The sequence below is a fragment of the Streptomyces cinereoruber genome, from assembly GCF_009299385.1.
Lineage (GTDB): Bacteria > Actinomycetota > Actinomycetes > Streptomycetales > Streptomycetaceae > Streptomyces > Streptomyces bikiniensis.
The window spans coordinates 5,546,723-5,570,211 of sequence record NZ_CP023693.1 but is presented as its reverse complement, the minus strand read 5'-3'; the positions used below and the strand labels follow the sequence as shown (position 1 = coordinate 5,570,211).

The window sequence follows — 23,489 nt, the reverse complement described above, 5'->3', positions numbered from 1 at the left end:
GGACGAGAGTGGGGCGGGTACGCGCGCGCGTACCCGCCCCACTCATGGGCCCGGGGCCCGTCGGCTCGTCAGCCGAAGACCGCGAGGCTCTTCGCCTTGCCCCGCTGGTCCTCGACCAGGGCGAGCAGCTTCCCCTCCGGCCCGAAGACCGCGACGGGGCCCTTCGGGTACTCCGGCATCTCCAGGCGCACGCCGTTGAGCAGCAGCCTGGCCCGCTTCTCGTCCACGTCCCAGCGCGGGAACGCCGCCGCGGCCGCGTCCGCGACCGGCATGACCGTCAGCTCCTCCTGGAGCCGGTCCAGGGTCCTGGCCGAGTCCAGCTTGTACGGGCCGACCCGGGTGCGGCGCAGCGCGGTCAGGTGGCCGCCGACGCCGAGACCGGCGCCGAGGTCCCGGGCGAGCGCCCGGATGTACGTACCGGAGGAGCAGACCACCGAGACGACCAGGTCGACCACGGGGGTGCCGTCCTCGGCGACGGCCTCGCGGACGTCGTACACCCGGAAGGAGGAGACGGTGACCGGGCGGGCCGGGATCTCGAACTCCTCGCCACCGCGCACGCGCGCGTACGACCGCTTGCCGTCGATCTTGATCGCGGAGACCTTCGACGGCACCTGCATGATGGCGCCGGTCAGCTCCGCCACACCGGCGTCGATCCGCTCGCGGGTGACCTTCGACGCGTCGACCGACGCCGTGATCTCGCCCTCGGCGTCGTCGGTGATCGTGGTCTGGCCCAGGCGGATGGTGCCCAGGTACTCCTTCTCGGTCAGCGCGAGGTGACCGAGGAGCTTGGTCGCCCGCTCCACGCCGAGGACGAGGACGCCCGTGGCCATGGGGTCGAGCGTTCCGGCGTGGCCGACGCGGCGGGTCTTCGCGATCCCGCGCATCTTGGCCACGACGTCGTGCGAAGTGAAGCCCGACGGCTTGTCGACGATGACGAGGCCGTCGGGCGTGGGGGTCCTGTCGCTCATTCGGCGGTGTCGTCCTCGCCCGGCTTCTTGTACGGGTCGGCTTCACCCGCGAAGGAGGCGCCCGAGGACGCCTCCCGCACCTGGGCGTCGGAGGCGCGCGCCTTGTCGAGGAGGTCCTCGATGGTGCGGGCGTTCTCCGGGAGGGCGTCGGCCACGAAGGTCAGCGTCGGGGTGAACTTGGTCCCCGCCGCCCGGCCCACGGCCGAGCGGAGGATGCCCTTGGCGCTCTCCAGGCCGGCCGCGGCGCTCGCGCGCTCCTCGTCGTCGCCGTAGACCGTGTAGAAGACCGTGGCCTCCCGCAGGTCACCGGTGACGCGGGTGTCCGTGATGGTCACGTGCGTACCCAGGCGGGGGTCCTTGATGCCGCGCTGCAGCTTCTCGGCGACCACCTCCCGGATGAGGTCCGCCAGCTTCTTCGCCCGCGCGTTGTCGGCCACTGGTCCTTCTCCTTCTCGCCTTGCTCAAAATCAGTCTTCATCAGTGTGGAGCCTGCGGCGCACCGACAGCAGCTCCACCTCCGGCCGGGCGGCGACGAGCCGCTCGCACCGGTCCAGCACGTCGCTGAGGTGTCCCGGGTCCCCCGTCACCATCGCGACGCCGATCTCGGCCCGCCGGTGGAGGTCCTGGCCGCCGACCTCCGCCGCGCTCACCGCGAACTTGCGCTGGAGCTCGGCGACGATCGGCCTGACGACGGAACGCTTCTCCTTCAGCGACCGTACGTCGCCGAGGAGCAGATCGAAGGACAGTGTCCCCACGTACATGTGTGTCCGGATGTCCCGCCGGTTCGGGGTCAGTGGCCCCGCCCACCAGAGGGCGGGTACACCGGGAACCGTACACGCAACGGCCGGGGCCGATCGACGGAATAAGTTCCGCCGACCGGCCCCTGCTCACTGCTGCGATCGGACGCGATCAGGCGCGCGGCTTCTCGCGCATCTCGTACGTCGCGATGACGTCGTCGATCTTGATGTCGTTGAAGTTTCCGAGGTTGATACCACCCTCGAAGCCCTCGCGGATCTCGGTGACGTCGTCCTTGAAGCGGCGCAGACCCTCGATGTTGAGGTTCTCCGCGATGACCTTGCCGTCGCGGATGAGGCGCGCCTTGGTGTTGCGCTTGACCTCGCCCGAACGGATGAGGACACCGGCGATGTTGCCCAGCTTGGACGAGCGGAAGACCTCGCGGATCTCCGCCGTGCCGAGCTCGACCTCTTCGTACTCCGGCTTGAGGAGGCCCTTGAGCGCCGCCTCGATCTCCTCGATCGCCTGGTAGATGACCGAGTAGTACCGGACGTCGACGCCCTCGCGCTCCGCCATCTGCGCGGCACGGCCGGCCGCGCGGACGTTGTAGCCGATGACGATGGCGTCGGAGCCCATGGCCAGGTCGATGTCCGACTCGGTGACCGCACCCACGCCGCGGTGCAGGACGCGGATGTCGACCTCCTCGCCGACGTCGAGCTGGAGCAGGGAGGACTCCAGGGCCTCGACCGCACCGGACGCGTCGCCCTTGATGATGAGGTTGAGTTCCTGGACGAGACCGGCCTTGAGCACCTTGTCGAGGTCCTCCAGGGACACCCGGCGGACGCGCTTGGCGAAGGCGGCGTTGCGCTCCCGCGCGGCGCGCTTCTCGGCGATCTGGCGGGCCGTGCGGTCCTCGTCGACGACCAGGAAGTTGTCGCCGGCACCCGGGACGTTGGTGAGACCCAGGACGAGGACGGGAGTCGACGGGGTCGCCTCCTCGACGTTGTTGCCCTTGTCGTCGAGCATCGCCCGGACGCGGCCGTACGCGTCGCCGACCACCATCGTGTCGCCGATGCGCAGCGTTCCGCGCTGGACCAGGACGGTCGAGACCGCACCGCGGCCGCGGTCGAGGTGGGACTCGATCGCGATGCCCTGCGCGTCCTGGTTCGGGTTGGCCCGCAGGTCGAGCGAGGCGTCGGCGGTGAGGACGACGGCCTCGAGCAGGGAGTCGATGTGCAGACCCTGCTTGGCGGAGATGTCGACGAACATGGTGTCGCCGCCGTACTCCTCGGCCACCAGACCGAACTCGGTCAGCTGGCCGCGGACCTTGGTCGGGTCGGCACCCTCGACGTCGATCTTGTTGACCGCGACGACGATCGGGACGCCGGCGGCCTTGGCGTGGTTGAGCGCCTCGATCGTCTGCGGCATGACGCCGTCGTTGGCCGCGACCACGAGGATCGCGATGTCGGTCGACTTCGCACCACGGGCACGCATGGCGGTGAACGCCTCGTGACCCGGGGTGTCGATGAAGGTGATGCGACGCTCTTCGCCGTTGACCTCGGTGCCCACCTGGTAGGCGCCGATGTGCTGGGTGATGCCGCCGGCCTCGCCCGCGACCACGTTGGTCTTGCGGATCGCGTCGAGGAGGCGGGTCTTTCCGTGGTCGACGTGGCCCATGACGGTCACGACCGGCGGACGGGAGACCAGGGCCTCTTCGCCGCCCTCGTCCTCGCCGAACTCGATGTCGAAGGACTCGAGCAGCTCGCGGTCCTCCTCCTCGGGGCTGACGATCTGAACCTGGTAGTTCATCTCGTCGCCGAGGAGCTGCAGCGTCTCGTCGGAGACGGACTGCGTGGCCGTGACCATCTCGCCGAGGTTCATCATGACCGCGACGAGCGACGCCGGGTTGGCGCCGATCTTCTCCGCGAAGTCGGTGAGGGACGCACCGCGCGACAGGCGAATGGCTTCGCCGTTGCCGCGGGGCAGCATCACGCCGCCCACGGACGGGGCCTGCATGGCCTCGTACTCCTGGCGCCTCTGACGCTTCGACTTGCGACCGCGACGCGCGGGACCGCCGGGGCGGCCGAAGGCGCCCTGCGTGCCACCACGGCCACCCGGACCACCGGGACGACCGCCGAAGCCGCCGGGACGACCGCCGAAGCCGCCGCCACCGCCGGGACCACCCGGACGACCGCCGCCGCCACCGGGACCACCGGGACGGCCGGCGAAGCCGCCGCCGCCACCGCCGGGACCGGCCGGACGACCGGCGAAGCCGGGACGACCGCCGCCGCCGCCACCGGGACCGCCCGGACGACCGCCGGGGCCACCGGGGCCACGGCCGCCGGGGCCGGGACGCGGGCCGGCAGCGGGACGCTGCGGCATCATGCCCGGGTTCGGACGGTTGCCGCCGGGCGCGCCGCCCGGACGGGGAGCCTGCGGACGGGGCATGCCGCCCGGAGTGGGACGGGCACCGCCCTGACCCTGCGGGCGCGGAGCGCCGCCGGGGCCGCCCTGCGGACGCGGGGCGCCCGGAACGGCACCGGGGCCGCCGGGACGCGGGGCACCGCCACCGGGACGGGGCGACTGCGGCCGCGCCATGCCGGTGGAGCCGCCCGAGGTGAACGGGTTGTTGCCCGGACGGGGACCGGCCGGACGGGCACCGCCCGGACGGGGGGCCTGCTGGCCGCCGGGGCGCGGCGCGCCCTGGCCCTGCGGGCGGGGCGCCTGCTGGCCCGGACGGGCGGCCGGGCGGGGGCCCGGGGTCGCGCCGGCGGGACGCTGCTGGCCGGCGGCGGGGGCCGCCGGAGGCGCGGTGAACTCCGGGGTGGTCGGAGCCGGGGAGGCCGGCGCCGGCTTCGGCGCGGCCGGGGGCTTCGGACCCGGGGTGGGACGCGGGCCGGGGGCCGGCGTCGAGGGCTTCTCCGCTGCCGCGGGCTTGGGCGCCGGGGTGGGCGCGCCAGGCTTCGGGGCAGCCGGACGGGAGGCCTGCGCCGGGGACGGCGCGGGGGATGCCTGCGCCGGCTTCGGCGCGGCGGGGGTGGGCGTCGCCTTGCGGGGCGCGCCGGGCTTGGCAGCGGTCTTGCCGGCGTTGCCACCGGGACCCTGCAAAGCGTCAGTCAACTTGCGCACGACCGGCGCCTCGATCGTCGAGGACGCCGAACGGACGAATTCACCGAGTTCTTGGAGCTTGGCCATGACGACCTTGCTCTCCACGCCGAACTCCTTGGCGAGTTCGTATACCCGGACCTTAGCCACTTCGCTCCTTTGAGGTCCGGTTACCGCCGGACCGTCGCTACTTCATGGGCGTACTCATCGCGTACTCATCGAGTGCTCATCGCAATCTCGACCTACTTCCAACTCGCGAGGTACCTGACCGCACGGTGTTCCGTGCCGTACTTCTTCACTGCTGTGCCGATCGCTCGACGTGGTGGCGGAGTGCCGCGGTGTCGAGCGGGCCCTGGACCCTGAAGGCCCTCGGGAACGCTCGGCGGCGGACCGCCAGATCGAGGCAGACCACGGCGGGGTGCAGGTACGCACCCCGGCCGGGCAGCGTACCGCGATGATCCGGAACGCACTCGTCCTTGTTCACCACGATCCGCAGCAGATCGCTCTTGGCCGCTCGCTCCCGGCATCCCACGCAGGTTCGCTCAGGGCACACGCGGGCGTGCGTCCGGCCAGACACGATTAAGTCTACCTCCCCGTACCGACCTCGCCCGTTTGGGGCAAGAATCGAACACTTGTTGGCCAAAAACTGTCTCAGGCCTGCTCGGACTGCTCCGTGTCCGGGCGGATGTCGATCCGCCAGCCGGTGAGGCGGGCGGCCAGGCGGGCGTTCTGGCCCTCCTTGCCGATCGCCAGGGAGAGCTGGTAGTCCGGCACCGTCACCCGGGCCGAACGGGCGGCCAGGTCGACGATCTCGACCTTGGAGACCCGGGCCGGGGAGAGCGCGTTCGCCACCATCTCGGCCGGGTCGTCCGACCAGTCGACGATGTCGATCTTCTCGCCGAGCAGCTCCGCCATCACGTTGCGGACGCGGCTGCCCATCGGGCCGATGCAGGCGCCCTTGGGGTTCAGGCCCGAACGGGTGGCGCGGACGGCGATCTTGGTGCGGTGGCCGGCCTCGCGGGCGATGGCCGCGATCTCGACCGAGCCGTCCGCGATCTCCGGCACCTCCAGGGCGAAGAGCTTCTTCACCAGGTTGGGGTGGGTGCGCGAGAGGGTGACGGAGGGGCCGCGGACGCCCTTGGCGACCCGGACGACGTACGTCCGCAGGCGCAGGCCGTGGCTGTACTCCTCGCCCGGCACCTGCTCCTGGACCGGGAGGATGGCCTCCAGCTTGTCGTCCAGCTTGACCAGGACGTTCTTCGGGTCCTTGCCCTGCTGCACGACACCGGCGACGACGTCGCCCTCGCGGCGCGCGTACTCGCCGAAGGTCACGTCGTTCTCGGCGTCCCGCAGCCGCTGCTGGATGACCTGGCGGGCGGTGCTCGCCGCGATCCGGCCGAAGTCCGAGGGGGTGTCGTCGAAGTCCTTGGGCTCCTGGCCCTCCTCCAGGTCGGAGGGGTCCTCCTTGGCCCACACGGTGACGTGGCCGGTGTGCCGGTCCAGCTCCACGCGCGCGTGGCGGCGGGCGTCGGGGGTGCGGTGGTACGCGATGAGGAGGGCCGACTCGATCGCCTCGACCAGCAGGTCGAAGGAGATCTCCTTCTCATGCGCCAAGCCCTTGAGAAGCTTCACGTCGATGTCCACGGCTACGCCTCCTCTTCCTTCTTGTCCTTGCGGTTGAACTCGATCTCGACACGCGCCTTGGAGATGTCGGCGAACCCGATCCTGCGGGCGGTGGGCCTGCGCCCCTTCACGCCCGGGACTTCGAGGTCGAGGCCGTCCTCGTCCACGGCGAGGATCCGGGCGACCAGCTCCCCCTCGTCGGCGAGCTGGAGGCGCACGAGGCGGCCGGTGGCGCGCACGTAGTGGCGGTGCTCGGTGAGGGGGCGGTCGGCGCCGGGGGAGCTGACTTCGAGGACGTACTCGCCCTCGCCCATCGCGTCGGTCTCGTCCAGCTTCTCGGAGATCGCGCGGCTCAGCTCGGCGCAGGCGTCCAGCTCCACGCCCTCGTCGGAGTCGACGACGATCCGCAGCAGTCCGCGGCGGCCCGCCCGGGACACCTCGATCTCTTCCAGATCCAGGTCCTTCGCGCGGACGAGCGGCTCGACGAGTCCGCGCAGCCTGTCGCTCTGGGTGGTGCTCATCCGGGTGACTCCTCGGCCGCGTGTGCTGTTGTGTGTCGTCGCGTGTCAGACCAAAGGGTATCCGGTCCGGGAGGGTGTTGCCGTCCACCGCCCCGGGGCCCGCGGGTACGCTCGCCTGCGGTGATCCGAACGATCTTCCGGTACGGACGGATCCCCGTGCGGACGGATCTTCGAACAGTGGACGGCGGCCGAGGGAGAAGGCGTGACGACGACGGGCAGACGCGCGCTCCTCGCGGCGGGGGCGGCCGCGGGGGCCACGGCCCTGGTGGGCTGCACCTCCTCCGGCGGGGAGGGGCCCCGGCGGCCGGGCGCCGCCGAGCGGGAGGCCGAACGGGTGGCGCGCGCCGAGGCGGCGCTGCGGGCCCGCTCGGTGGCGGTCGCGCGCGGACTGCTCGAACGGTACGACGCGGTGCTCGCCGCGCACCCGGCCCTGGCGCCCCGGCTGACCCCGCTGCGCCGCTCGGTGGCGGCCCACGTGGGGGCGCTCGGCGAGGGCGGTACGGGTGGGGAGGGCGTGGGTGAGGGAGTCACGGGCGCGTTGAAGCCCGCCGCGGCCTCCGCCTCCGCTTCGGCCCGCCCCACGACGGCGCCCTCCCCCGCGCCCGTGCCGGTGGCCGCCGATCCCGGGACGGCCCTCAGGGAGCTGGCGGCGGCCGAGCGGGCCGCCTCCGACGGGCACACGGACGCGCTGCTCGCCGCCCCGCCCGAGTACGCCCGGCTGCTCGCCTCGGTGGCGGCCTCGGGCGCCGTCCACGTCCATCTGCTGACCGAAGGAGCCCGGGCATGAGCGCCCTCGACGCCACCCAGGCGGCCCTGGCCGCCGAGCACGCGGCGGTGTACGGGTACGGGGTCGTCGGCGGCCGGATCGGTACGGAGCGCCGGGCGGAGGCCACGGCCGCGTACGAGGCCCACCGGGCCCGCCGGGAGGTGCTGCGCCGGGCGGTGCGGGACCTCGGCGGCGCGCCGGCGGCGGCCGCGGCCGCGTACGCGCTGCCGTTCCGGGTGACCGACCCGGCGGGCGCGGTGCGGCTGGCCGCCGTCCTGGAGGACCGGGTCGCGGGCGTCTACTCCGACCTGGTCCGGGCCACCGAGGGCCCGGCCCGGCGCGAGGCGGCCGCCGCGCTCAAGGAGGCCGCGGTGCGCGCCGTGCGGTGGCGCGGCGGCGACGTAACCTTTCCTGGGCTCGCCGAGCGGGCCTGAGCCCCGCCCCGACAGCCCTCCCCCGACAGCCCCGTCCCGACCGAAGGAACAACGCACGCATGGCTTTCGAACCGCCGCAGCGACTCGTCCGGGCGCTCGGCGAGACGTACGGGGAGACCGTCGCGGCCGAGTGGCTGGGGCGGCTGCCGGAGCACGCGCGGGCCGCGCTCGACCGGGGCTCCCTGGACGCCGAGCGGGTGACGGCCCCCGGCGGGCGGAGCAGCCTGGTGGTGCTGGTCCGGCGGTCCGACGGCTCCCCCGCCGCGCTCAAGGTGGCGCCGCCGTTCGCCCGGCCGGACCGGGAGCGGGAGGCGCTGGCCCACTGGAACGGCTGGGGCGCGGTGCGGCTGATCGAGGGCGTCGGGGAGGAGGGGCTGCTCCTGGAGCGGCTCCAGCCCGAGGTGTCCCTGCGCTCCCTGCCGGAGGCGAAGGCGCTCCTGGAGGCGGCCGGGACCGTGCGGAAGCTGTGGGTCGAGCCCCCGGCGGACCACGGCTTCGAGTCGGTGGCCGAGCGGACGGCCCGGCAGGCGGAGCCGATGGACCACTACCGCGCGGACGCGGCCGCGGGCGGGCTGACCGCCGCGGCGCTCGCGGCGCGCGAGGAGCTGGTGGCCGGGGAGGCCGAGACGGTGCTCCTGCACGGCAACTTCCGGCAGGGCAAGGTCCTGGCCGGTGACCGGGCGCCCTGGCTGGCCGTGGGGCCGGAGCCGCTGGTCGGCGAGCGGGCCTACGACCTGGCCCGACTGGTGCGGGACCGGGTGGAGGACCTGGTGGCGGCCTCGGCGGGCGCCTCGGCGGCCCGGCGGCGGATGAACAAGCTGGCGGACTCGCTCGACGTGGACCGGGAGCGGCTGCGGGGCTGGACCCTGTTCCGCGCGGTGGAGTCGGGGACCCGGGCGCTGACGGCGGGACGGCGGCAGGACGCGGAGCTGCTCCTGGAGTTCGCGGGCTGGCTGTAGGGCCCGGACCGGTCGTACGTTCGCGGGCGGGCTGGAGGGGAATACCCCTTTTGTACCGTTCGCCGGGCGGCCGGACCGCGACGTCCGGCCCGACTCCAGGGGGCCGTGATGATCGAAGAGCTGCTGATGGCGGTGGCCGGCGCGGGCGCCGCGGCGGCGGTGTACGCGGGCGCGGCGGCGCGGGTGGTCAAGCAGTACGAACGCGGGGTCGTCTTCCGCTTCGGCCGGCTGCGCGGCCGGGTGCGCTCCCCCGGCTTCACGATGATCGTCCCGGTGGTGGACCGGCTGCACAAGGTGAACATGCAGATCGTCACGATGCCGGTGCCCGCGCAGGAGGGCATCACGCGGGACAACGTGACGGTCCGGGTGGACGCGGTCGTGTACTTCAAGGTGGTCGACCCGGCGGACGCGCTCGTACGGGTGGAGGACTACCGGTTCGCGGTCTCGCAGATGGCGCAGACCTCGCTGCGGTCGATCATCGGCAAGAGCGACCTCGACGACCTGCTGTCCAACCGGGAGAAGCTGAACCAGGGTCTTGAGCTGATGCTCGACAGTCCGGCGATGGGGTGGGGCGTCGCCATCGACCGGGTCGAGATCAAGGACGTGTCGCTGCCGGAGACCATGAAGCGGTCGATGGCCCGGCAGGCGGAGGCGGACCGGGAGCGGCGGGCGCGGGTGATCAACGCGGACGCGGAGCTCCAGGCGTCGAAGAAGCTGTCCGAGGCGGCGTCGGTGATGTCCGACCAGCCGGCGGCGCTCCAGCTGCGGCTGCTCCAGACGGTGGTGGCGGTGGCCGCCGAGAAGAACTCCACGCTGGTGCTGCCGTTCCCGGTGGAGTTGCTCCGCTTCCTGGAGCGCGCGACCCCGGAGGCCAAGCCGGACGCGGCGTCGCACACGCCGCACCGGGCCCCGGAGAGGGAGATACCGTCCCTGCTCGACGACGCCGACGCGTACCCGAGGAGCCGGACGGCGGCGGCGGAGGACGCCATCGAGGACCTGACGGGCACGTCGGTGGAGCCCGCGCCCGCGCCGCCCCGGGAGGACTGACACGGCGACGGCCCCGCACCCCTCCGGAGGGGTGCGGGGCCGTCGTACAGCAAGGATCAGGCGGTCAGGCGGGCGATCGCCTCGTCCACCGTCAGCTCCTCGCGCTCGCCCGTGCGGCGGTCCTTCAGCTCCACGACGCCCTCGCCGGAGCGGCGGCCCGCGACGAGGATCTTCGGGACGCCGATCAGCTCCGCGTCGGTGAACTTGACGCCCGGGGAGACGCCCGCGCGGTCGTCGACCAGGACGCGCAGACCGGCGGCGGACAGCTTGTCGGAGACCTCCAGGGCCAGCTCGATCTGGAGGGCCTTGCCGGCGGCGACCACGTGGACGTCGGCCGGGGCGACCTCGGCGGGCCAGCACAGGCCCTTCTCGTCGGCGGTCTGCTCGGCGAGCGCGGCCACGGCGCGCGAGACGCCGATGCCGTACGAGCCCATGGTCACGCGGACCGGCTTGCCGTTCTGGCCGAGGACGTCGAGCTTGAGGGCGTCGGCGTACTTGCGGCCGAGCTGGAAGATGTGGCCGATCTCGATGGCGCGGTCCAGCTTGAGGCCGGTGCCGCACTTCGGGCAGGGGTCGCCCTCCTCGACGACGACCACGTCGACGTACTCGGTGACCTCGAAGTCGCGCCCGGCGACCACGTTCTTCGCGTGGGTGTGCTCCTTGTTGGCGCCCGTGATCCAGGCCGTGCCCGGGGCCACCCGGGGGTCCGCGATGTACGTGACCTTGTCGAGGCCCTGCGGGCCGACGTAGCCGCGCACCAGGTCGGAGCGGGCGGCGAAGTCGGTCTCGGTGACCATCTCGACGGCGGCCGGCGCGAAGTGCGCCTCGACCTTGCCGAGGTCCACCTCGCGGTCGCCGGGGACGCCCACGGCGACGATCTCGCCGTCCACCTTCACCAGGAGGTTCTTGAGGGTGGCGGAGGCCGGGACGCCGAGGGAGGCCGCGAGGGTCTCGATGGTCGGGGTGTCCGGGGTGGGGATCTCCTCGGCGGCGGGCACGGCGGAGCCGTCCACGGCCGTCAGGGCGAAGGAGACCGCCTCGGTGTTGGCGGCGAAGTCGCAGTTCGGGCAGTCGGCGAAGGTGTCCTCGCCGGCCTCGGCCGGGGCGAGGAACTCCTCGGACTTCGAGCCGCCCATCGCGCCCGCCGTGGCGGCGCAGATGCGGTAGTCGAGGCCGAGGCGCTCGAAGACCCGCTGGTAGGCCTGGCGGTGCAGGGCGTAGGACTCGGCGAGGCCCTCGTCCTCGGTGTCGAAGGAGTACGAGTCCTTCATGAGGAACTCGCGGCCGCGCAGGATGCCGGCACGGGGGCGGGCCTCGTCGCGGAACTTGTTCTGGATCTGGTAGAGGATGACCGGCAGGTCCTTGTAGGAGGACGCCTGGTCCTTCACCAGGAGGGTGAAGATCTCCTCGTGGGTCGGGCCGAGGAGGTAGTCGCCGCCCTTGCGGTCCTGGAGGCGGAACAGCTCGGCGCCGTACTCGTCCCAGCGGCCGGTCGCGTCGTACGGCTCGCGGGGCAGCAGGGCCGGCAGGGAGACCTCCTGGGCGCCGATGGCGTCCATCTCCTCGCGGACGATCCGCTCGACGTTGGAGAGGACCTTCTTGCCGAGGGGCAGCCAGCTCCAGATGCCGGCGGCGGTGCGGCGCACGTACCCCGCGCGGACGAGGAGCTTGTGGCTGAGGACCTCGGCGTCCGCCGGGTCGTCGCGCAGCGTCTTCGCCATCAACTTCGACATGCGCTGGACCGGTGCGTTGGCCATGGTTCTCGTACTCCTGCCGGGACTGTTGGTGATGGCCCGAGGTTAGCCGGGCGGCCCCGGGGACGAGAAATCAGTTACCCCGCGGCAGCGGCAACGGGGCGCCCATCACGGCGTACGGGCGGGGGGCGCTCGGGAAGTGCACCCGGCGGGCCAGGTCCCGGTAGCCGAGGGACCGGTAGAGGCGGCGGGCGGGGCTCTCGGTGTCGATCGCGGAGAGGATCGAACGCGGCTCGTCGGCCGTGTCGGTGATGGTGGTGAGCAGGGTGCGGCCCGCGCCCCGGCCCTGGAAGTCGGGGTGGACGTGGAGTTCGGTGATGGTGAAGGAGTCGTCGAGCCAGTCGGCGGTGCCGGTGGCGCGCAGGTACGTCTCGACGACGGTGGACCACCAGTGGCCGCGGTCGTTGGGCATCCCGTACACGAAGCCGACGAGCCGTCCGCCGGGGGTGGTGGCGCCGTAGGCGCGGGCGCCGGGGCTCAGCAGGTGGCGCAGCACGATGTGGCGGCGGACGGCGACCTCTTCGGCGTCCAGGCCGAAGGCGACCGCCTGCACGGCGAGGGCCTCGTCCACCCGGGCCGCGAGGTCGACCGGTCCGATCACGATCTCCGCGTCATCCATGCGGCGCACCCTACAAGCGGCCCGCCCCTCAGAACAGCACGCTCATGAAGGCCCCGGTCTCCCGGAAGCCGACGCGGCGGTACGCGGCCCTGGCGGGGGTGTTGTAGTCGTTGACGTACAGGCTGACCACGGGGGCGACGTCGGCCAGGGCGTACCGCAGGACGGCCGCCATGCCGGTCTCGGAGAGGCCCTTGCCGCGGTGCTCGGGGGCGACCCAGACGCCCTGGATCTGGCAGGCCTGGCGGGTGGCGGCACCGATCTCGGCCTTGAAGACGACCCTGCCGTCCTCGATGCGGGCGAAGGAGCGGCCCGAGCCGACCAGTTCGGCGACCCGGGCCTGGTAGAGCAGGCCGCCGTCGTTGGCGAGCGGGGAGACGCCGACCTCCTCGGTGAACATGGCCACGCAGGCGGGCATGATCGTCTCCATCTCGTCCTTGCGGACGCGGCGCACCAGCGGGTCGGGCTCGACGGTGGCGGAGGGCTCCTCGGCGACCATCAGGGGCTGGTTGGCCCGGACGTCCCTGGCGGGGCCCCAGCTGGGCTCCAGGAGCCGCCACAGTTCGGTGGTGGCCTCGGCGGGGCCGACGATGGAGGAGCAGCGGCGGCCGGTCCTGCGGGCCCGGTCGGCGAAGGCGCGGACGGCCTGGGGGGTGGCGCAGATCGGGACCAGGTTGGCGCCGGAGTAGCAGAGCGAGCGCAGCCGTCCCTCGGTGTACCAGCCCCACATCTCGCCGCCGAGGCGCCAGGGGTCGAGGCCGGCGAGCTGGACGCGGGCGGTCACGAACGCGTTCTCGACGGGGGCGCTCTCCAGGACGGCGAGGGCGGCGCCGAGGTCGGCGGGTTCGAGGACCCGAGTGGTGGTCTCTGTCAACACGAGGGGGCCTCACCGTGCGGTTCCGCTGATTCCACGCACTTTACCCGGAGGGCCCCGGGGCACGCCTCCGGCAGCGGAAGGCCCCGCCTCCCGGAGCGGGCGGCGGGGCTTCGCACAGGAGTCGCGCGCGTCAGCCGGCGACGGCGACCGACGGCTCGCCGCTGGCGACGCCGTCCTTCTCCATCTGCTCGGCGATCTTCAGCGCCTCCTCGATGAGGGTCTCGACGATCTTCGACTCGGGCACGGTCTTGATGACCTCGCCCTTGACGAAGATCTGGCCCTTGCCGTTGCCGGAGGCGACGCCGAGGTCGGCCTCGCGGGCCTCGCCGGGGCCGTTGACGACACAGCCCATGACGGCGACGCGCAGCGGGACGGTCATGCCGTCGAGGCCGGCGGTGACCTCCTCGGCGAGCTTGTAGACGTCGACCTGGGCGCGGCCGCAGGACGGGCAGGAGACGATCTCCAGGCGCCGCTGGCGCAGGTTCAGCGACTCCAGGATCTGGATGCCGACCTTGATCTCCTCGGCCGGGGGCGCGGAGAGCGAGACGCGGATGGTGTCGCCGATGCCCTGGGAGAGCAGCGCGCCGAAGGCGACGGCGGACTTGATGGTGCCCTGGAAGGCGGGGCCCGCCTCGGTGACGCCGAGGTGCAGCGGGTAGTCGCACTGGGCGGCGAGCTGGCGGTAGGCCTCGACCATGACGACCGGGTCGTTGTGCTTGACCGAGATCTTGATGTCGCGGAAGTCGTGCTCCTCGAAGAGGGACGCCTCCCAGAGGGCGGACTCGACGAGCGCCTCGGGGGTGGCCTTGCCGTACTTCTTGAGGAGCCGCGCGTCGAGGGAGCCGGCGTTGACGCCGATCCGGATCGGGGTGCCCGCGTCGTTGGCGGCCCGGGCGATCTCCTTGACCTTGTCGTCGAACTGCTTGATGTTGCCCGGGTTGACGCGGACGGCCGCGCAGCCCGCGTCGATCGCGGCGAAGACGTACTTGGGCTGGAAGTGGATGTCGGCGATGACCGGGATCTGGGACTTCCGGGCGATCGTCGCGAGGGCGTCGGCGTCGTCCTGGGTCGGGCAGGCCACGCGCACGATCTGGCAGCCGGAGGCCGTCAGCTCGGCGATCTGCTGGAGCGTGGCGCCGATGTCGGACGTACGCGTGGTGGTCATCGACTGCACCGAGACGGGTGCGTCACCGCCGACGGCCACGGTGCCGACCTGGATCTGACGGCTCTTGCGCCGCTCGGCGAGCCGGGTCGGGACGGTAGGGATACCGAGAGAAATCGCGGTCATCTGTTGTGCAACCTCAAGGTTGTGCGTCGGCGGGCTCAGGTCTCCGAGGTTACCGCCCCGGCGGCGGGGGGCCGGACACCACCGGGTCCGGCCCCCCTGGGGTTCACGTCAGCTTCACCGGGTTGACGATGTCGGCGGCGAGGACGAGCAGGGTGAAGCAGACGAAGACGCCGGCCACCACGTACGCGGCGGGCATCAGCCTGGCCACGTCGAACGGGCCGGGGTCGGGGCGCTTGAAGATCCGGGCCGTGTGGCGGCGCACGGACTCCCACAGGGCGCCCGCGATGTGGCCGCCGTCGAGCGGCAGCAGCGGGAGCATGTTGAACAGGAACAGCGAGACGTTGAACATGACCAGCAGGTTCATGAACATCACGAGGATGCGCTCCGGCGGCGCGTCCACGGTCATCAGCTCGCCGGTGAGGCGGGCGGCGCCGACGACGCCGACGGGCGAGTCGTCCGCCCGCTCGCCGTCGCCGAAGGTGGCGTCCCACAGGCCGGGGATCTTGCCCGGGAGGGCGATGACCGAGTGGACGCCGTTCTCCAGGAGGTCGGTCATCCGGTCGGTGGTCTCGCCGAAGGTGAGGGGCGCGACCTCGGTCTTGGAGGCGAAGCCGAGGTAGCCGGCGTCGATGTAGGCCAGCGGCTGGACGACCCGGCCGTCCTCGTCCTTCTTCGGGACCTTGTTGGTGACGAGGGTGGGGTGCAGGTCGATCCGCTGTCCGGCCCGCTCGACGGTGACCGTCGCGGGGCCGATGGTGTCGCGGATGCGGTCGGAGAGGACGTCCCAGTCGCTCACCGGGGTGCCGTTGAAGGCGACGATCTTGTCGCCCTCCTTGAGACCGGCCTTGAACGCCGGGGAGACGGGGTCCCCCGGCGCGCACGTCTCGCGCTTCTCGCTCTGCTCGATGACGCACTTCTGGACGCCGGCGACCCCGGTCGTCTGGCCCTCGATGCCCAGCGTCATCATCGAGCCGAAGAACAGCGCCGCCGCCAGGACCAGGTTCATGAACGGCCCGGCGAACATCACGATGACGCGCTTCCACGGCCTGCGCGTGTAGAAGAGCCGGGTCTCGTCGCCGGGCTTGAGCTCCTCGTACGAGGCCTCGCGGGCGTCCTCGATCATGGAGCGCCACGGGGAGGTGGAGCGGGCCTCGATCCGTCCGTCGTCGCCGGGCGGGAACATGCCGATCATGCGGATGTAGCCGCCGGCCGGGATGGCCTTGATGCCGTACTCGGTCTCGCCGCGCTTCTTCGACCAGATCGTGGGGCCGAAGCCGACCATGTACTGCGGGACGCGGATGCCGAAGAGCTTGGCCGTGGAGAGGTGGCCGAGCTCGTGCCAGGCGATGGAGACGAGCAGTCCGAACGCGAACAGCACGATGCCCAGGGTGTACAGGAGCACTTCGGTCATGCGCGGGCCTCCGCTGTTGCCTTCGCTGCGAGCTCTCGGGCCCGGGCCCGTGCCCAGGTCTCCGCTTCGAGGACGTCCGGCACGGTGAGGGAGGTTCCCGCGGCGGGGACGCCGTGTTCCGCCACGACCGCCGTGACCGTGTCCATGATGCCGTTGAACGGCAGCCGGCCGGCCAGGAACGCCTCGACGCACTCCTCGTTGGCGGCGTTGAAGACGGCGGGGGCGGTGCCGCCCAGCTCGCCGACGTGCCGGGCCAGGCCGACGGACGGGAAGGCCTCGGTGTCGAGCGGGAAGAACTCCCAGGTGGAGGCCTTGCTCCAGTCGAAGGCGGGGGCCGCGTCCGGGACCCGCTCGGGCCAGCCGAGGCCGATGGCGATCGGGCCGCCCATGTCGGGCGGGGTGGCCTGGGCGAGCGTGGAGCCGTCGGTGAACTCCACCATCGAGTGGACGTACGACTGCGGGTGGACGACGACCTCGATGCGGTCGAAGGGGACGTCGTAGAGCAGGTGGGCCTCGATGACCTCCAGGCCCTTGTTGACCAGGGTCGCGCTGTTCACCGTGATCACCGGGCCCATGGCCCAGGTGGGGTGGGCGAGCGCGTCCTCGCGGGTGACGTGGGCCAGCTGCTCCCTCGTACGGCCGCGGAAGGGGCCGCCGGAGGCGGTGACGACCAGTTTGCGCACGTCGGCGCGGGTGCCGGCGGCGAGCGCCTGGAAGAGGGCCGCGTGCTCGGAGTCGACCGGGATGATCTGACCCGGCTTGGCGAGCGCCTTCACCAGGGGGCCGCCGACGATCAGCGACTCCTTGTTGGCGAGGGCGAGGGTGCGGCCCGCTTCGAGGGCGGCGAGGGTGGGCGCGAGGCCGATGGAGCCGGTGATGCCGTTGAGGACGGTGTGGCACGGGGAGGCGGCCAGCCGCGTGGCGGCGTCCGGCCCCGCCAGGAGTTCCGGCAGGGGCTCGGAGCCGTACAGCGCCTTCAGGGCCTCGCGCAGCTCGGGCAGCGCCTCCTCGCGGGCGACCGCGACCGCGGCGACCCCCAGCTTGTGCGCCTGCTCGGCGAGCAGTCCGATCCGGCCGCCGGAGGCGGCCAGGGCGGTGACCCGGAAGCGGTCGGGGTTGCGCAGCACCAGATCGATGGCCTGGGTGCCGATGGACCCGGTCGAGCCGAGGACGACGATGTCCCGGCGTCCTTCGGAGACGTCGAAGGCGACGTGCGGGTCGGCGAGGGGTGAGGGGCGGTCCGTCATGCCCCCATTCTTGCCGCAAACCCGCCGCGGTCTTCACGGGGTGCGGACGAACGTGTCGAAGACCCGGTGGAAGTCGGGGAACGTCTTCTTCACGCAGCCGGGGTCGTCGAAGGTGACGCCGGGGGTGCGCAGGGCCGTGACCGCGAAGGACATGACGATCCGGTGGTCGCCGTGGGTGGCGATCTCGACGGGTCCGGCGGGCGTGCCGGGGTGGATCTCGATCCAGTCGGGGCCGGTGCGGACGGTGATCCCGAGGCGGCGCAGGTTCTCGGCGCAGGCGTCGAGCCGGTCGCACTCCTTGACCCGGGTGTTGGCGACGTCCTCGATGCGGACCAGTCCTTCGGCGAACGGCGCGATCGCGGCGAGCGTCGGCATGGTGTCGGAGATGTCCCGCATGGTGACGGTGAGTCCGCGCAGGGTGCCGGTGGAGCGGACGGTGGTGGCGTCCGCGCCGATCTCGACGTCGGCGCCCATCCGGCGCAGGACGTCGACGAAGGCGAGGTCGCCCTGGAGGGCGCCGGTGCCGAGGCCGGGGACGGTGACGGAACGGCCGGGCTGGAGGGCGGCCGCGGCGAAGAAGTAACTGGCGGTGGAGGCGTCGGGCTCGATGCCGTACGTCCGCGCCCGGTAGCCGGTGGGGGCGACCCGGTAGGTGCGCCCCTCCCGCCGCACCTCGGCGCCGAAGCTCCGCATCATGGCGAGGGTGATCTCGACGTACGGCTCCGAGACCAGGTCGGTGACGGTGATGTCGAGGCCCTCGGCGGTGAGCGGGCCGAGCATGAGCAGGGCGGTGAGGTACTGGGAGGACTGCCCGGCGTCCAGGGTGAGCGCGCCGCCCTTGACGCCGTGGGCGTGCACGTCGAGCGGGTGGTGGCCCTCCTCGCCGCCGTGCCGGAGGTCGACGCCGAGGCCGCGCAGGGCGGTGGTCAGCGGGCCGAGGGGGCGCCGCCGCATCTGCTCGGAGGCGTCGAAGCGGTACGTGCCGTGGCCGGCGGCGGCGAGGGTGGGCAGGAAGCGGGCGGTGGTGGCGCCGTCGCGGCAGTAGACGTCGGCGGTCTCCGCGCCGGGTCCGGCGGGGCGGCCCTCGATGTGCCAGGCGCCGGGCTCGCGGCGGACGGCGTAGCCGAGGGCGGCGAGGCCTTCGGCGAAGCCCTCGGTGTCGTCGGAGACGAGGGGCCGCAGGAGGGTGGTGGTGCCCTCGGCGGCCGCGGCGAGGAAGAGCGCGCGGGCGGTGACGGACTTGGAGCCGGGGATGTCGATGACGGTCACGGACGCCATCCTGCCGCCTCGCCCGGCGGGACGGACCGGCGTTCCGCATGGCGGAACGGGCCGCGCACGCACGGGAAGGCGGCGTCCGCGCCCGGCTCGACCAGGGCCTGCGTCGAACGGGCCGCACGCGCGGAAAGGCGGTCCGGCTCCCCGCACAGTGGAGCCGGACCGCCTGGTCCGGGTGGGGCGCGCGGCCCGGAGGACGTACGGCTCCGGAGGTCGTACGGCTCGGGGCGCGCGGCCCGGAGGACGTACGGCCCCGGAGGTCGTACGTCCTCGGGTCCCGCGGGTCCTACAGGGCGAGGCCCGTCAGGACGAGGACGCGCTCGTAGGTGTAGTCGTCCATCGCGTACTTGACGCCCTCGCGGCCGACGCCGGAGCGCTTGGCGCCGCCGTACGGCATCTGGTCGGCGCGGTACGAGGGGACGTCGCCGATGATCACGCCGCCGACCTCCAGGGCGCGGTGGGCGCGGAAGGCGGCCTGCAGGTCGTGGGTGAAGACGCCGGCCTGGAGGCCGAAGTCGGAGTCGTTGACCGCGGCGAACGCCTCGGCCTCGCCGTCGACCTTCGCGATCGTCAGGACCGGGCCGAAGACCTCGGCGCGGGCCAGGGTGACGCCGGCCGGGAGGTCGGTGAGGACGGTGGGGGCGTAGGTGGCGCCCTCGCGCTTGCCGCCGGCCAGGAGCGTGGCGCCGGCCGCGACGGCCTCGTCCACCCAGGACTCGACGCGCTTGGCGGCGGCCTCGTCGACGAGCGGGCCGACGTCGGTGGCGTCGTCCGCCGGGTCACCGGTGACCTGGGCCTCGACGGCGGCGACGATCTTCGGCAGCAGGCGGTCGTGGACGGAGGAGTCGACGATCACGCGCTGGACGGAGATGCAGGACTGGCCGCCCTGGTAGTTGGAGAAGGTGGCGATGCGGGTCGCGGCCCAGTCCAGGTCGGCCTCGGAGGACCAGTCGGGCAGGACGACGGCCGCGGCGTTGCCGCCGAGCTCCAGGGTGCAGTGCTTGTGCGGCACGGACTCCTGGATGGCGTAGCCGACCGTGTCGGAGCCGGTGAAGGAGATGACCGGGAGGCGCTCGTCCTGGACGAGGGCGGGCATCCGGTCGTTCGGCACGGTGAGGATCGACCAGGAGCCGGCCGGCAGGTCGGTCTCGGCCAGGATCTCGCCCAGGACCAGGGAGGAGATCGGGGTCGACGGGGCCGGCTTGAGGATGATCGGGGCGCCGACGGCGATGGCCGGGGCGACCTTGTGGGCGCTGAGGTTCAGCGGGAAGTTGAACGGCGCGATGCCGAGGACGACGCCCTTGGGGATGCGGCGGGTCAGCGCGAGCCGGCCCACGCCGCCGGCCTCGGTGTCGAGGCGCTGGGCCTCGCCGCCGTTGAAGCGGCGGGCCTCCTCGGCGGCGAAACGGAAGACGGAGACGGCGCGGCCGACCTCGCCGCGGGCCCACTTGATCGGCTTGCCGTTCTCGGCGGAGATCAGCTGGGCGATCTCCTCGGTGCGCTCGGCGAGCCGCTTCGACACGTGGTCGAGGGCGGCGGCGCGGACGTGCGCCGGGGTGGCGGCGAACTCGTCGACGACGGCGTGCGCGGCGGCGACGGCCTCCTCGACCTGGGCCTCGGTGGGCACGCTGACCTTGCCGACCAGACGTCCGTCGTACGAGTTCGTGACGTCGAAGGCGGCCTCGCCGGTGGCCTCGCGGCCGGCGAGCCAGAAGGCGTGGGTGGTCGTCATTGCGTCCCGGCCCTTTCCGTATCGGGGGGTGCGAGCGATTGCTCTCGTGACACGTTAGGGCCGGGGCGGCGGGTGTGGGTTTGTCCGGTGTGGAGTGGTGGGGCCGGGGCCCTGTCCGAATTGGCCGAAGGGGAGGCGCGGCGGTCGTCCGCGGTGGCCGTCCGGGGTGTCGGCTCATCGCCTCCGCTCGGTCGACACGATCAGACAGACGCCGGCCACGACGATCGCGCCGCCGAGGACGACGGGCCAGGTCAGGGCCTCGTTCAGGATGAGGGCGCCGAGGGCGACGGCGACGACGGGGTTGACGTACGCGTAGGTCGCGACGAGGGAGAGCGGGGCGGCCTGGAGGAGCCAGGCGTACGCGGTGAAGGCGATGAGCGAGCCGAAGACGACCAGGTAGGCGAGGGCCGTCCAGGAGCGGGTGGAGACCTCGGCGAGGTCGAGGCCGTGGTGCTCGCCGCGGAGCAGGCCCACGGCGACTCCGGCGAGACCGCCCGCGACCATCTCGTACGCGCTGGCGGCGAAGGGGTTGGCGGGCATCGGGAGGCGTGAGGAGGTGAAGGAGCCCACGGACCAGCTGAGGGCGGCGACGACCACGAGGAGGACGCCGCCGATGCGCACCTCGCCGGTCAGGCCCGGCAGGGTGAGGACGCCGAGCCCGGCGAGGCCGAGCAGGACGCCGCCGAACGCGCCGGGGCCGGGGCGCTCGCCGGCGACGGCGCGCAGGACGACGACCCAGGCGGGGACGACGGCGACGAGGAGCGCGGCGAGGCCGGAGGGGACGGAGGTCTCGGCGAGGACGACGAGGCCGTTGCCGCCGAGGATGAGGAGCAGGCCGACGAGGAGGGCCGAACCGAGCTGCCGGCGGGTGACCTTGAGGGCGGCGGGGCCCTGGCGCCAGGCGACGATCCCGGCGAGCAGCAGTCCGGCGGTGACGAAGCGGGCGCCGCCGGAGAGGAACGGCGGCAGGGTCTCGACGACGACCCGGATGCCGAGGTAGGTGGACCCCCACACGACGTACACGATGCCGAGGGCGGCCCAGACGGCGCCGGTGATCCGGCGGGCGGGGGCCGGGGGTGCGGCGGGGAGGGCGGCACGGGTGCCGGGGGCCGGGTCGGCGGCGGGTTTTGTCATGAGCAGGAGATTAGGGACCGAGGGGCGGTTCGGCCAGAAATTTGCCCGAGTCCGGGCAGGCATCCCGGAATTCGGACGGCCGGGGCGGGCCGTGACGGGAATGGAAGGATGAGGAAGACCGCGGAACCGCAAGGGGGAACGATGATCCTGTTCGTACTGACCGCCGTCCTGGTCCTCGTCGTGGGCGGCTGCGTCTGTGTGGTGTGGGCGGCGAGGGGCGGCCCGCGCTGGACCCGCGGGGTGGCCGCGGTGGTGCTGCTCGGCGGGGAACTGGTGCGCGCCGGGGGCAGGCGGGGCGGCGGGAAGCGGGGGTCGGGGGGCGAGGGCCCGGGGGACGGGGGCGGCGGCTCGGACGGCTGAGGACGAGGCCCTGGGGCCGAGGCCCCTCTGATGTCGGGGGTGCTTACTCGCCCCCCTCCCCCGTGGCCTTCAGGGCGAGCCACAGCTCCATCCGTACGTCCGGGTCGTCCAGGGAGCGCCCCAGGATCTCCTCCACGCGGCGCATCCGGTAGCGCAGGGTGTGCCGGTGGACGCCCAGGTCGGTCGCCGCCGCGTCCCACTGGCCGTGCCGGGAGAGCCAGGCGCGCAGGGAGACCACGAGGTCGCCGCGGCCGGTGGCGTCGTGGTCGCGCAGGGCGCGGAGCATCCCGTCGGCGAAGGCGCGGACGGCGTCGTCGGCGAGGAGCGGCAGGACCGAGCCCGCCGCCAGGTCCTCGTGCTCGACGAGGGCCCTGCCGCGGCGGCGGGCCACCGAGAGCGCCTGCTCGGCCTGCTTGTACGCGGCGGCGGCCGCGATCGGGCCCGCCGGGGCGGAGAGGCCGACGACGACGCCGGCCTCCTCGGCCTCGCGTTCCGCGTACCCCTCGCAGGCGGTGACGACCGCGCCGCCGTCGCGGGCGAGGACGACGAGCCGCTGTTCGCCCTCGGGGACGGCGAGGACCGCCTCGCCCGCGCGGGCGGCTGCGGCCTCCAGGGCCTCGGCGAGGACGGGGAGGGGCGGTTCGGCGGCCGGTTCGCCGCCGGCGGGTTCGGCGACGAGGAGCCGGAAGGGTGCGTCGAGGAGCCCGCCGTACACGTCGCCGGCCACCGCGCGCGCGTGGTCCGGCTGCCCGGCGAGCAGCATGCGCAGGACGGCGGCGCCGAGGCGCTGTTCGGCGGCCTGGAGGGAACGGGAGCGTTCCGTGGTGAGGGTGAGCAGGGCGATGGCCGAGTGGACGGCGTACCGCTCGGCGGTGCCGAGGGGGGCGGCGGTGCCGACGGCGAGGGCGCCCCGGACGCGGCGGCCGGTGCCGAGGGACTGGAGCTCGACGCGGTCGTCCGTGCCGCCGACGACGGCGCTGGCGGGGGCGGGGCGTCCGCGCAGCCGCTCGACGTCGGGGGTGAGGCGGGCGGCCCGGCGGGCGGCCCACTCGGGCGAGACGGCGACGGGCTTGCCGGAGGTGTCGTAGAGGGCGGCCCAGCCGTCGACGTGGGCGGCGAGCCGGGCGACGACGGCGTCGGGGCCCTCGGCGAGCGCGGCGCGGGTCAGCTCGCGCTGGACCTCGAAGCCGGCGGTGACGGCGCGGTACTGGTCGGCGGAGATGGCGGCGGAGACGGCCTTGCTGATGGCGAGGAAGGGGGTGCGGCGCGGCACTTCGAGCAGCGGCAGGTGCTCCTCGCGGGCCGCTTCGAGCAGCGCCGCCGGGATCTCGTCGTAGTTCACCCCCACGGCGAACCCGAGCCCGACGACCCCGGCCCCGAGCAGCCGCCGCACGTAGCGGCGCATCGCATCCAGGTCCTCGGCGTCGAGGGTGAGCGCGGTGGTGAGCAGCAGCTCGCCGCCCTCCATGTACGGCACGGGATCGGCGAGCTCACTGACGTGCGCCCAGCGGACGGGGGTGTCGAGCCGGTCCTCCCCGGCACGGACGACGAGCTTGAGGGCGGAGTGCTGCGCGAGGGAGGAGAGGGTGGGCGGCATTGGGGACCGTCGGACCTTTGGGGGGAGGGTGGCGCACCGT

The 23,489-nt window shown here is 73.3% G+C and carries 22 protein-coding genes; 5 read left to right on the top strand and 17 right to left on the bottom strand.

The genetic code is table 11. From position 1 onward, the window contains the following. Positions 1 to 68: 68 nt before the first annotated feature. The 7 genes from truB to rimP form a co-directional block, all read right to left on the bottom strand. Positions 69 to 968, bottom strand: a complete 900-nt coding sequence (gene truB / locus CP977_RS25285) for a tRNA pseudouridine(55) synthase TruB (RefSeq protein ID WP_062751942.1) — start codon at positions 966 to 968, stop codon at positions 69 to 71. Further along, on the bottom strand, positions 965 to 1,405 hold the full coding sequence (gene rbfA / locus CP977_RS25280) for a 30S ribosome-binding factor RbfA (RefSeq protein ID WP_062751943.1): 441 nt from the start codon (positions 1,403 to 1,405) through the stop codon (positions 965 to 967). The genes truB and rbfA overlap by 4 nt, the downstream gene beginning before the upstream one ends. A 30-nt stretch (positions 1,406 to 1,435) precedes the next feature. Further along, entirely contained in the window at positions 1,436 to 1,729 is a 294-nt protein-coding gene (locus CP977_RS25275) for a DUF503 domain-containing protein (RefSeq protein WP_030217805.1), read from the bottom strand. Positions 1,730 to 1,877: 148 nt separating this feature from the next. Then, positions 1,878 to 4,958 (bottom strand): translation initiation factor IF-2, encoded by a 3,081-nt coding sequence (gene infB / locus CP977_RS25270; protein ID WP_109185556.1) that lies wholly within the window; start codon positions 4,956 to 4,958, stop codon positions 1,878 to 1,880. Positions 4,959 to 5,103: 145 nt separating this feature from the next. Continuing rightward, on the bottom strand, positions 5,104 to 5,385 hold the full coding sequence (locus CP977_RS25265; RefSeq protein ID WP_078489512.1) for a YlxR family protein: 282 nt from the start codon (positions 5,383 to 5,385) through the stop codon (positions 5,104 to 5,106). Positions 5,386 to 5,459: 74 nt separating this feature from the next. Next, on the bottom strand, positions 5,460 to 6,452 hold the full coding sequence (gene nusA / locus CP977_RS25260; protein WP_062751946.1) for a transcription termination factor NusA: 993 nt from the start codon (positions 6,450 to 6,452) through the stop codon (positions 5,460 to 5,462). 2 nt (positions 6,453 to 6,454) lie between these two features. After that, the gene (gene rimP, locus CP977_RS25255; RefSeq protein ID WP_062751947.1) at positions 6,455 to 6,952 is read right to left on the bottom strand and encodes a ribosome maturation factor RimP; all 498 of its coding nucleotides are present in this window, start codon (positions 6,950 to 6,952) and stop codon (positions 6,455 to 6,457) included. Positions 6,953 to 7,154: 202 nt separating this feature from the next. Between rimP and CP977_RS25250 the strand changes: the two genes are divergently transcribed. From CP977_RS25250 to CP977_RS25235, 4 genes are all read left to right on the top strand, one after another. Next, positions 7,155 to 7,739: a hypothetical protein gene (locus CP977_RS25250; protein WP_152370852.1), complete on the top strand. Its 585-nt coding sequence runs from the start codon at positions 7,155 to 7,157 to the stop codon at positions 7,737 to 7,739. Further along, positions 7,736 to 8,152 (top strand): ferritin-like domain-containing protein, encoded by a 417-nt coding sequence (locus CP977_RS25245; RefSeq protein WP_062751949.1) that lies wholly within the window; start codon positions 7,736 to 7,738, stop codon positions 8,150 to 8,152. Before CP977_RS25250 ends, CP977_RS25245 begins: the two co-directional genes overlap by 4 nt. Before the next feature lie 59 nt (positions 8,153 to 8,211). After that, the gene (locus tag CP977_RS25240; protein ID WP_062751950.1) at positions 8,212 to 9,111 is read left to right on the top strand and encodes an aminoglycoside phosphotransferase family protein; all 900 of its coding nucleotides are present in this window, start codon (positions 8,212 to 8,214) and stop codon (positions 9,109 to 9,111) included. Positions 9,112 to 9,219: 108 nt separating this feature from the next. Beyond that, a complete protein-coding gene (locus CP977_RS25235) occupies positions 9,220 to 10,158 on the top strand; it encodes a slipin family protein (RefSeq protein ID WP_062751951.1) in 939 nt (312 codons plus the stop codon). A gap of 56 nt (positions 10,159 to 10,214) precedes the next feature. Here CP977_RS25235 and CP977_RS25230 read toward each other — a convergent pair whose 3' ends face one another. The 9 genes from CP977_RS25230 to CP977_RS25190 all read right to left on the bottom strand — a co-directional run bounded on the left by CP977_RS25230 (position 10,215) and on the right by CP977_RS25190 (position 21,492). Continuing rightward, on the bottom strand, positions 10,215 to 11,915 hold the full coding sequence (locus tag CP977_RS25230) for a proline--tRNA ligase (protein ID WP_152370851.1): 1,701 nt from the start codon (positions 11,913 to 11,915) through the stop codon (positions 10,215 to 10,217). A gap of 70 nt (positions 11,916 to 11,985) precedes the next feature. Beyond that, complete coding sequence (locus tag CP977_RS25225) at positions 11,986 to 12,531, bottom strand: GNAT family N-acetyltransferase (RefSeq protein WP_062751953.1); 546 nt, start codon at positions 12,529 to 12,531, stop codon at positions 11,986 to 11,988. Between the two features lie 28 nt (positions 12,532 to 12,559). Continuing rightward, the gene (locus CP977_RS25220) at positions 12,560 to 13,405 is read right to left on the bottom strand and encodes a GNAT family N-acetyltransferase (protein WP_062751954.1); all 846 of its coding nucleotides are present in this window, start codon (positions 13,403 to 13,405) and stop codon (positions 12,560 to 12,562) included. A gap of 130 nt (positions 13,406 to 13,535) precedes the next feature. After that, the gene (ispG, locus tag CP977_RS25215) at positions 13,536 to 14,693 is read right to left on the bottom strand and encodes a flavodoxin-dependent (E)-4-hydroxy-3-methylbut-2-enyl-diphosphate synthase (protein ID WP_030217821.1); all 1,158 of its coding nucleotides are present in this window, start codon (positions 14,691 to 14,693) and stop codon (positions 13,536 to 13,538) included. 103 nt (positions 14,694 to 14,796) lie between these two features. Beyond that, complete coding sequence (locus tag CP977_RS25210) at positions 14,797 to 16,104, bottom strand: M50 family metallopeptidase (protein ID WP_062751955.1); 1,308 nt, start codon at positions 16,102 to 16,104, stop codon at positions 14,797 to 14,799. After that, the gene (gene dxr / locus CP977_RS25205) at positions 16,101 to 17,351 is read right to left on the bottom strand and encodes a 1-deoxy-D-xylulose-5-phosphate reductoisomerase (RefSeq protein WP_062751956.1); all 1,251 of its coding nucleotides are present in this window, start codon (positions 17,349 to 17,351) and stop codon (positions 16,101 to 16,103) included. Before dxr ends, CP977_RS25210 begins: the two co-directional genes overlap by 4 nt. Before the next feature lie 33 nt (positions 17,352 to 17,384). Then, a complete protein-coding gene (aroA, locus tag CP977_RS25200) occupies positions 17,385 to 18,620 on the bottom strand; it encodes a 3-phosphoshikimate 1-carboxyvinyltransferase (protein ID WP_152370850.1) in 1,236 nt (411 codons plus the stop codon). A 292-nt stretch (positions 18,621 to 18,912) separates the two neighbouring features. Then, positions 18,913 to 20,358 (bottom strand): aldehyde dehydrogenase family protein, encoded by a 1,446-nt coding sequence (locus tag CP977_RS25195; protein ID WP_062751957.1) that lies wholly within the window; start codon positions 20,356 to 20,358, stop codon positions 18,913 to 18,915. Between the two features lie 174 nt (positions 20,359 to 20,532). Next, positions 20,533 to 21,492, bottom strand: coding sequence for an EamA family transporter (locus CP977_RS25190; protein WP_062751958.1), 960 nt, complete (start codon positions 21,490 to 21,492; stop codon positions 20,533 to 20,535). Positions 21,493 to 21,633: 141 nt separating this feature from the next. Between CP977_RS25190 and CP977_RS25185 the strand changes: the two genes are divergently transcribed. Continuing rightward, a complete protein-coding gene (locus tag CP977_RS25185; RefSeq protein ID WP_104860389.1) occupies positions 21,634 to 21,852 on the top strand; it encodes a hypothetical protein in 219 nt (72 codons plus the stop codon). 43 nt (positions 21,853 to 21,895) lie between these two features. Here the strand turns inward: CP977_RS25185 and CP977_RS25180 are convergent, their stop codons facing one another. Continuing rightward, the gene (locus CP977_RS25180; protein ID WP_062751959.1) at positions 21,896 to 23,449 is read right to left on the bottom strand and encodes a PucR family transcriptional regulator; all 1,554 of its coding nucleotides are present in this window, start codon (positions 23,447 to 23,449) and stop codon (positions 21,896 to 21,898) included. Between the last annotated feature and the right edge of the window lie 40 nt (positions 23,450 to 23,489).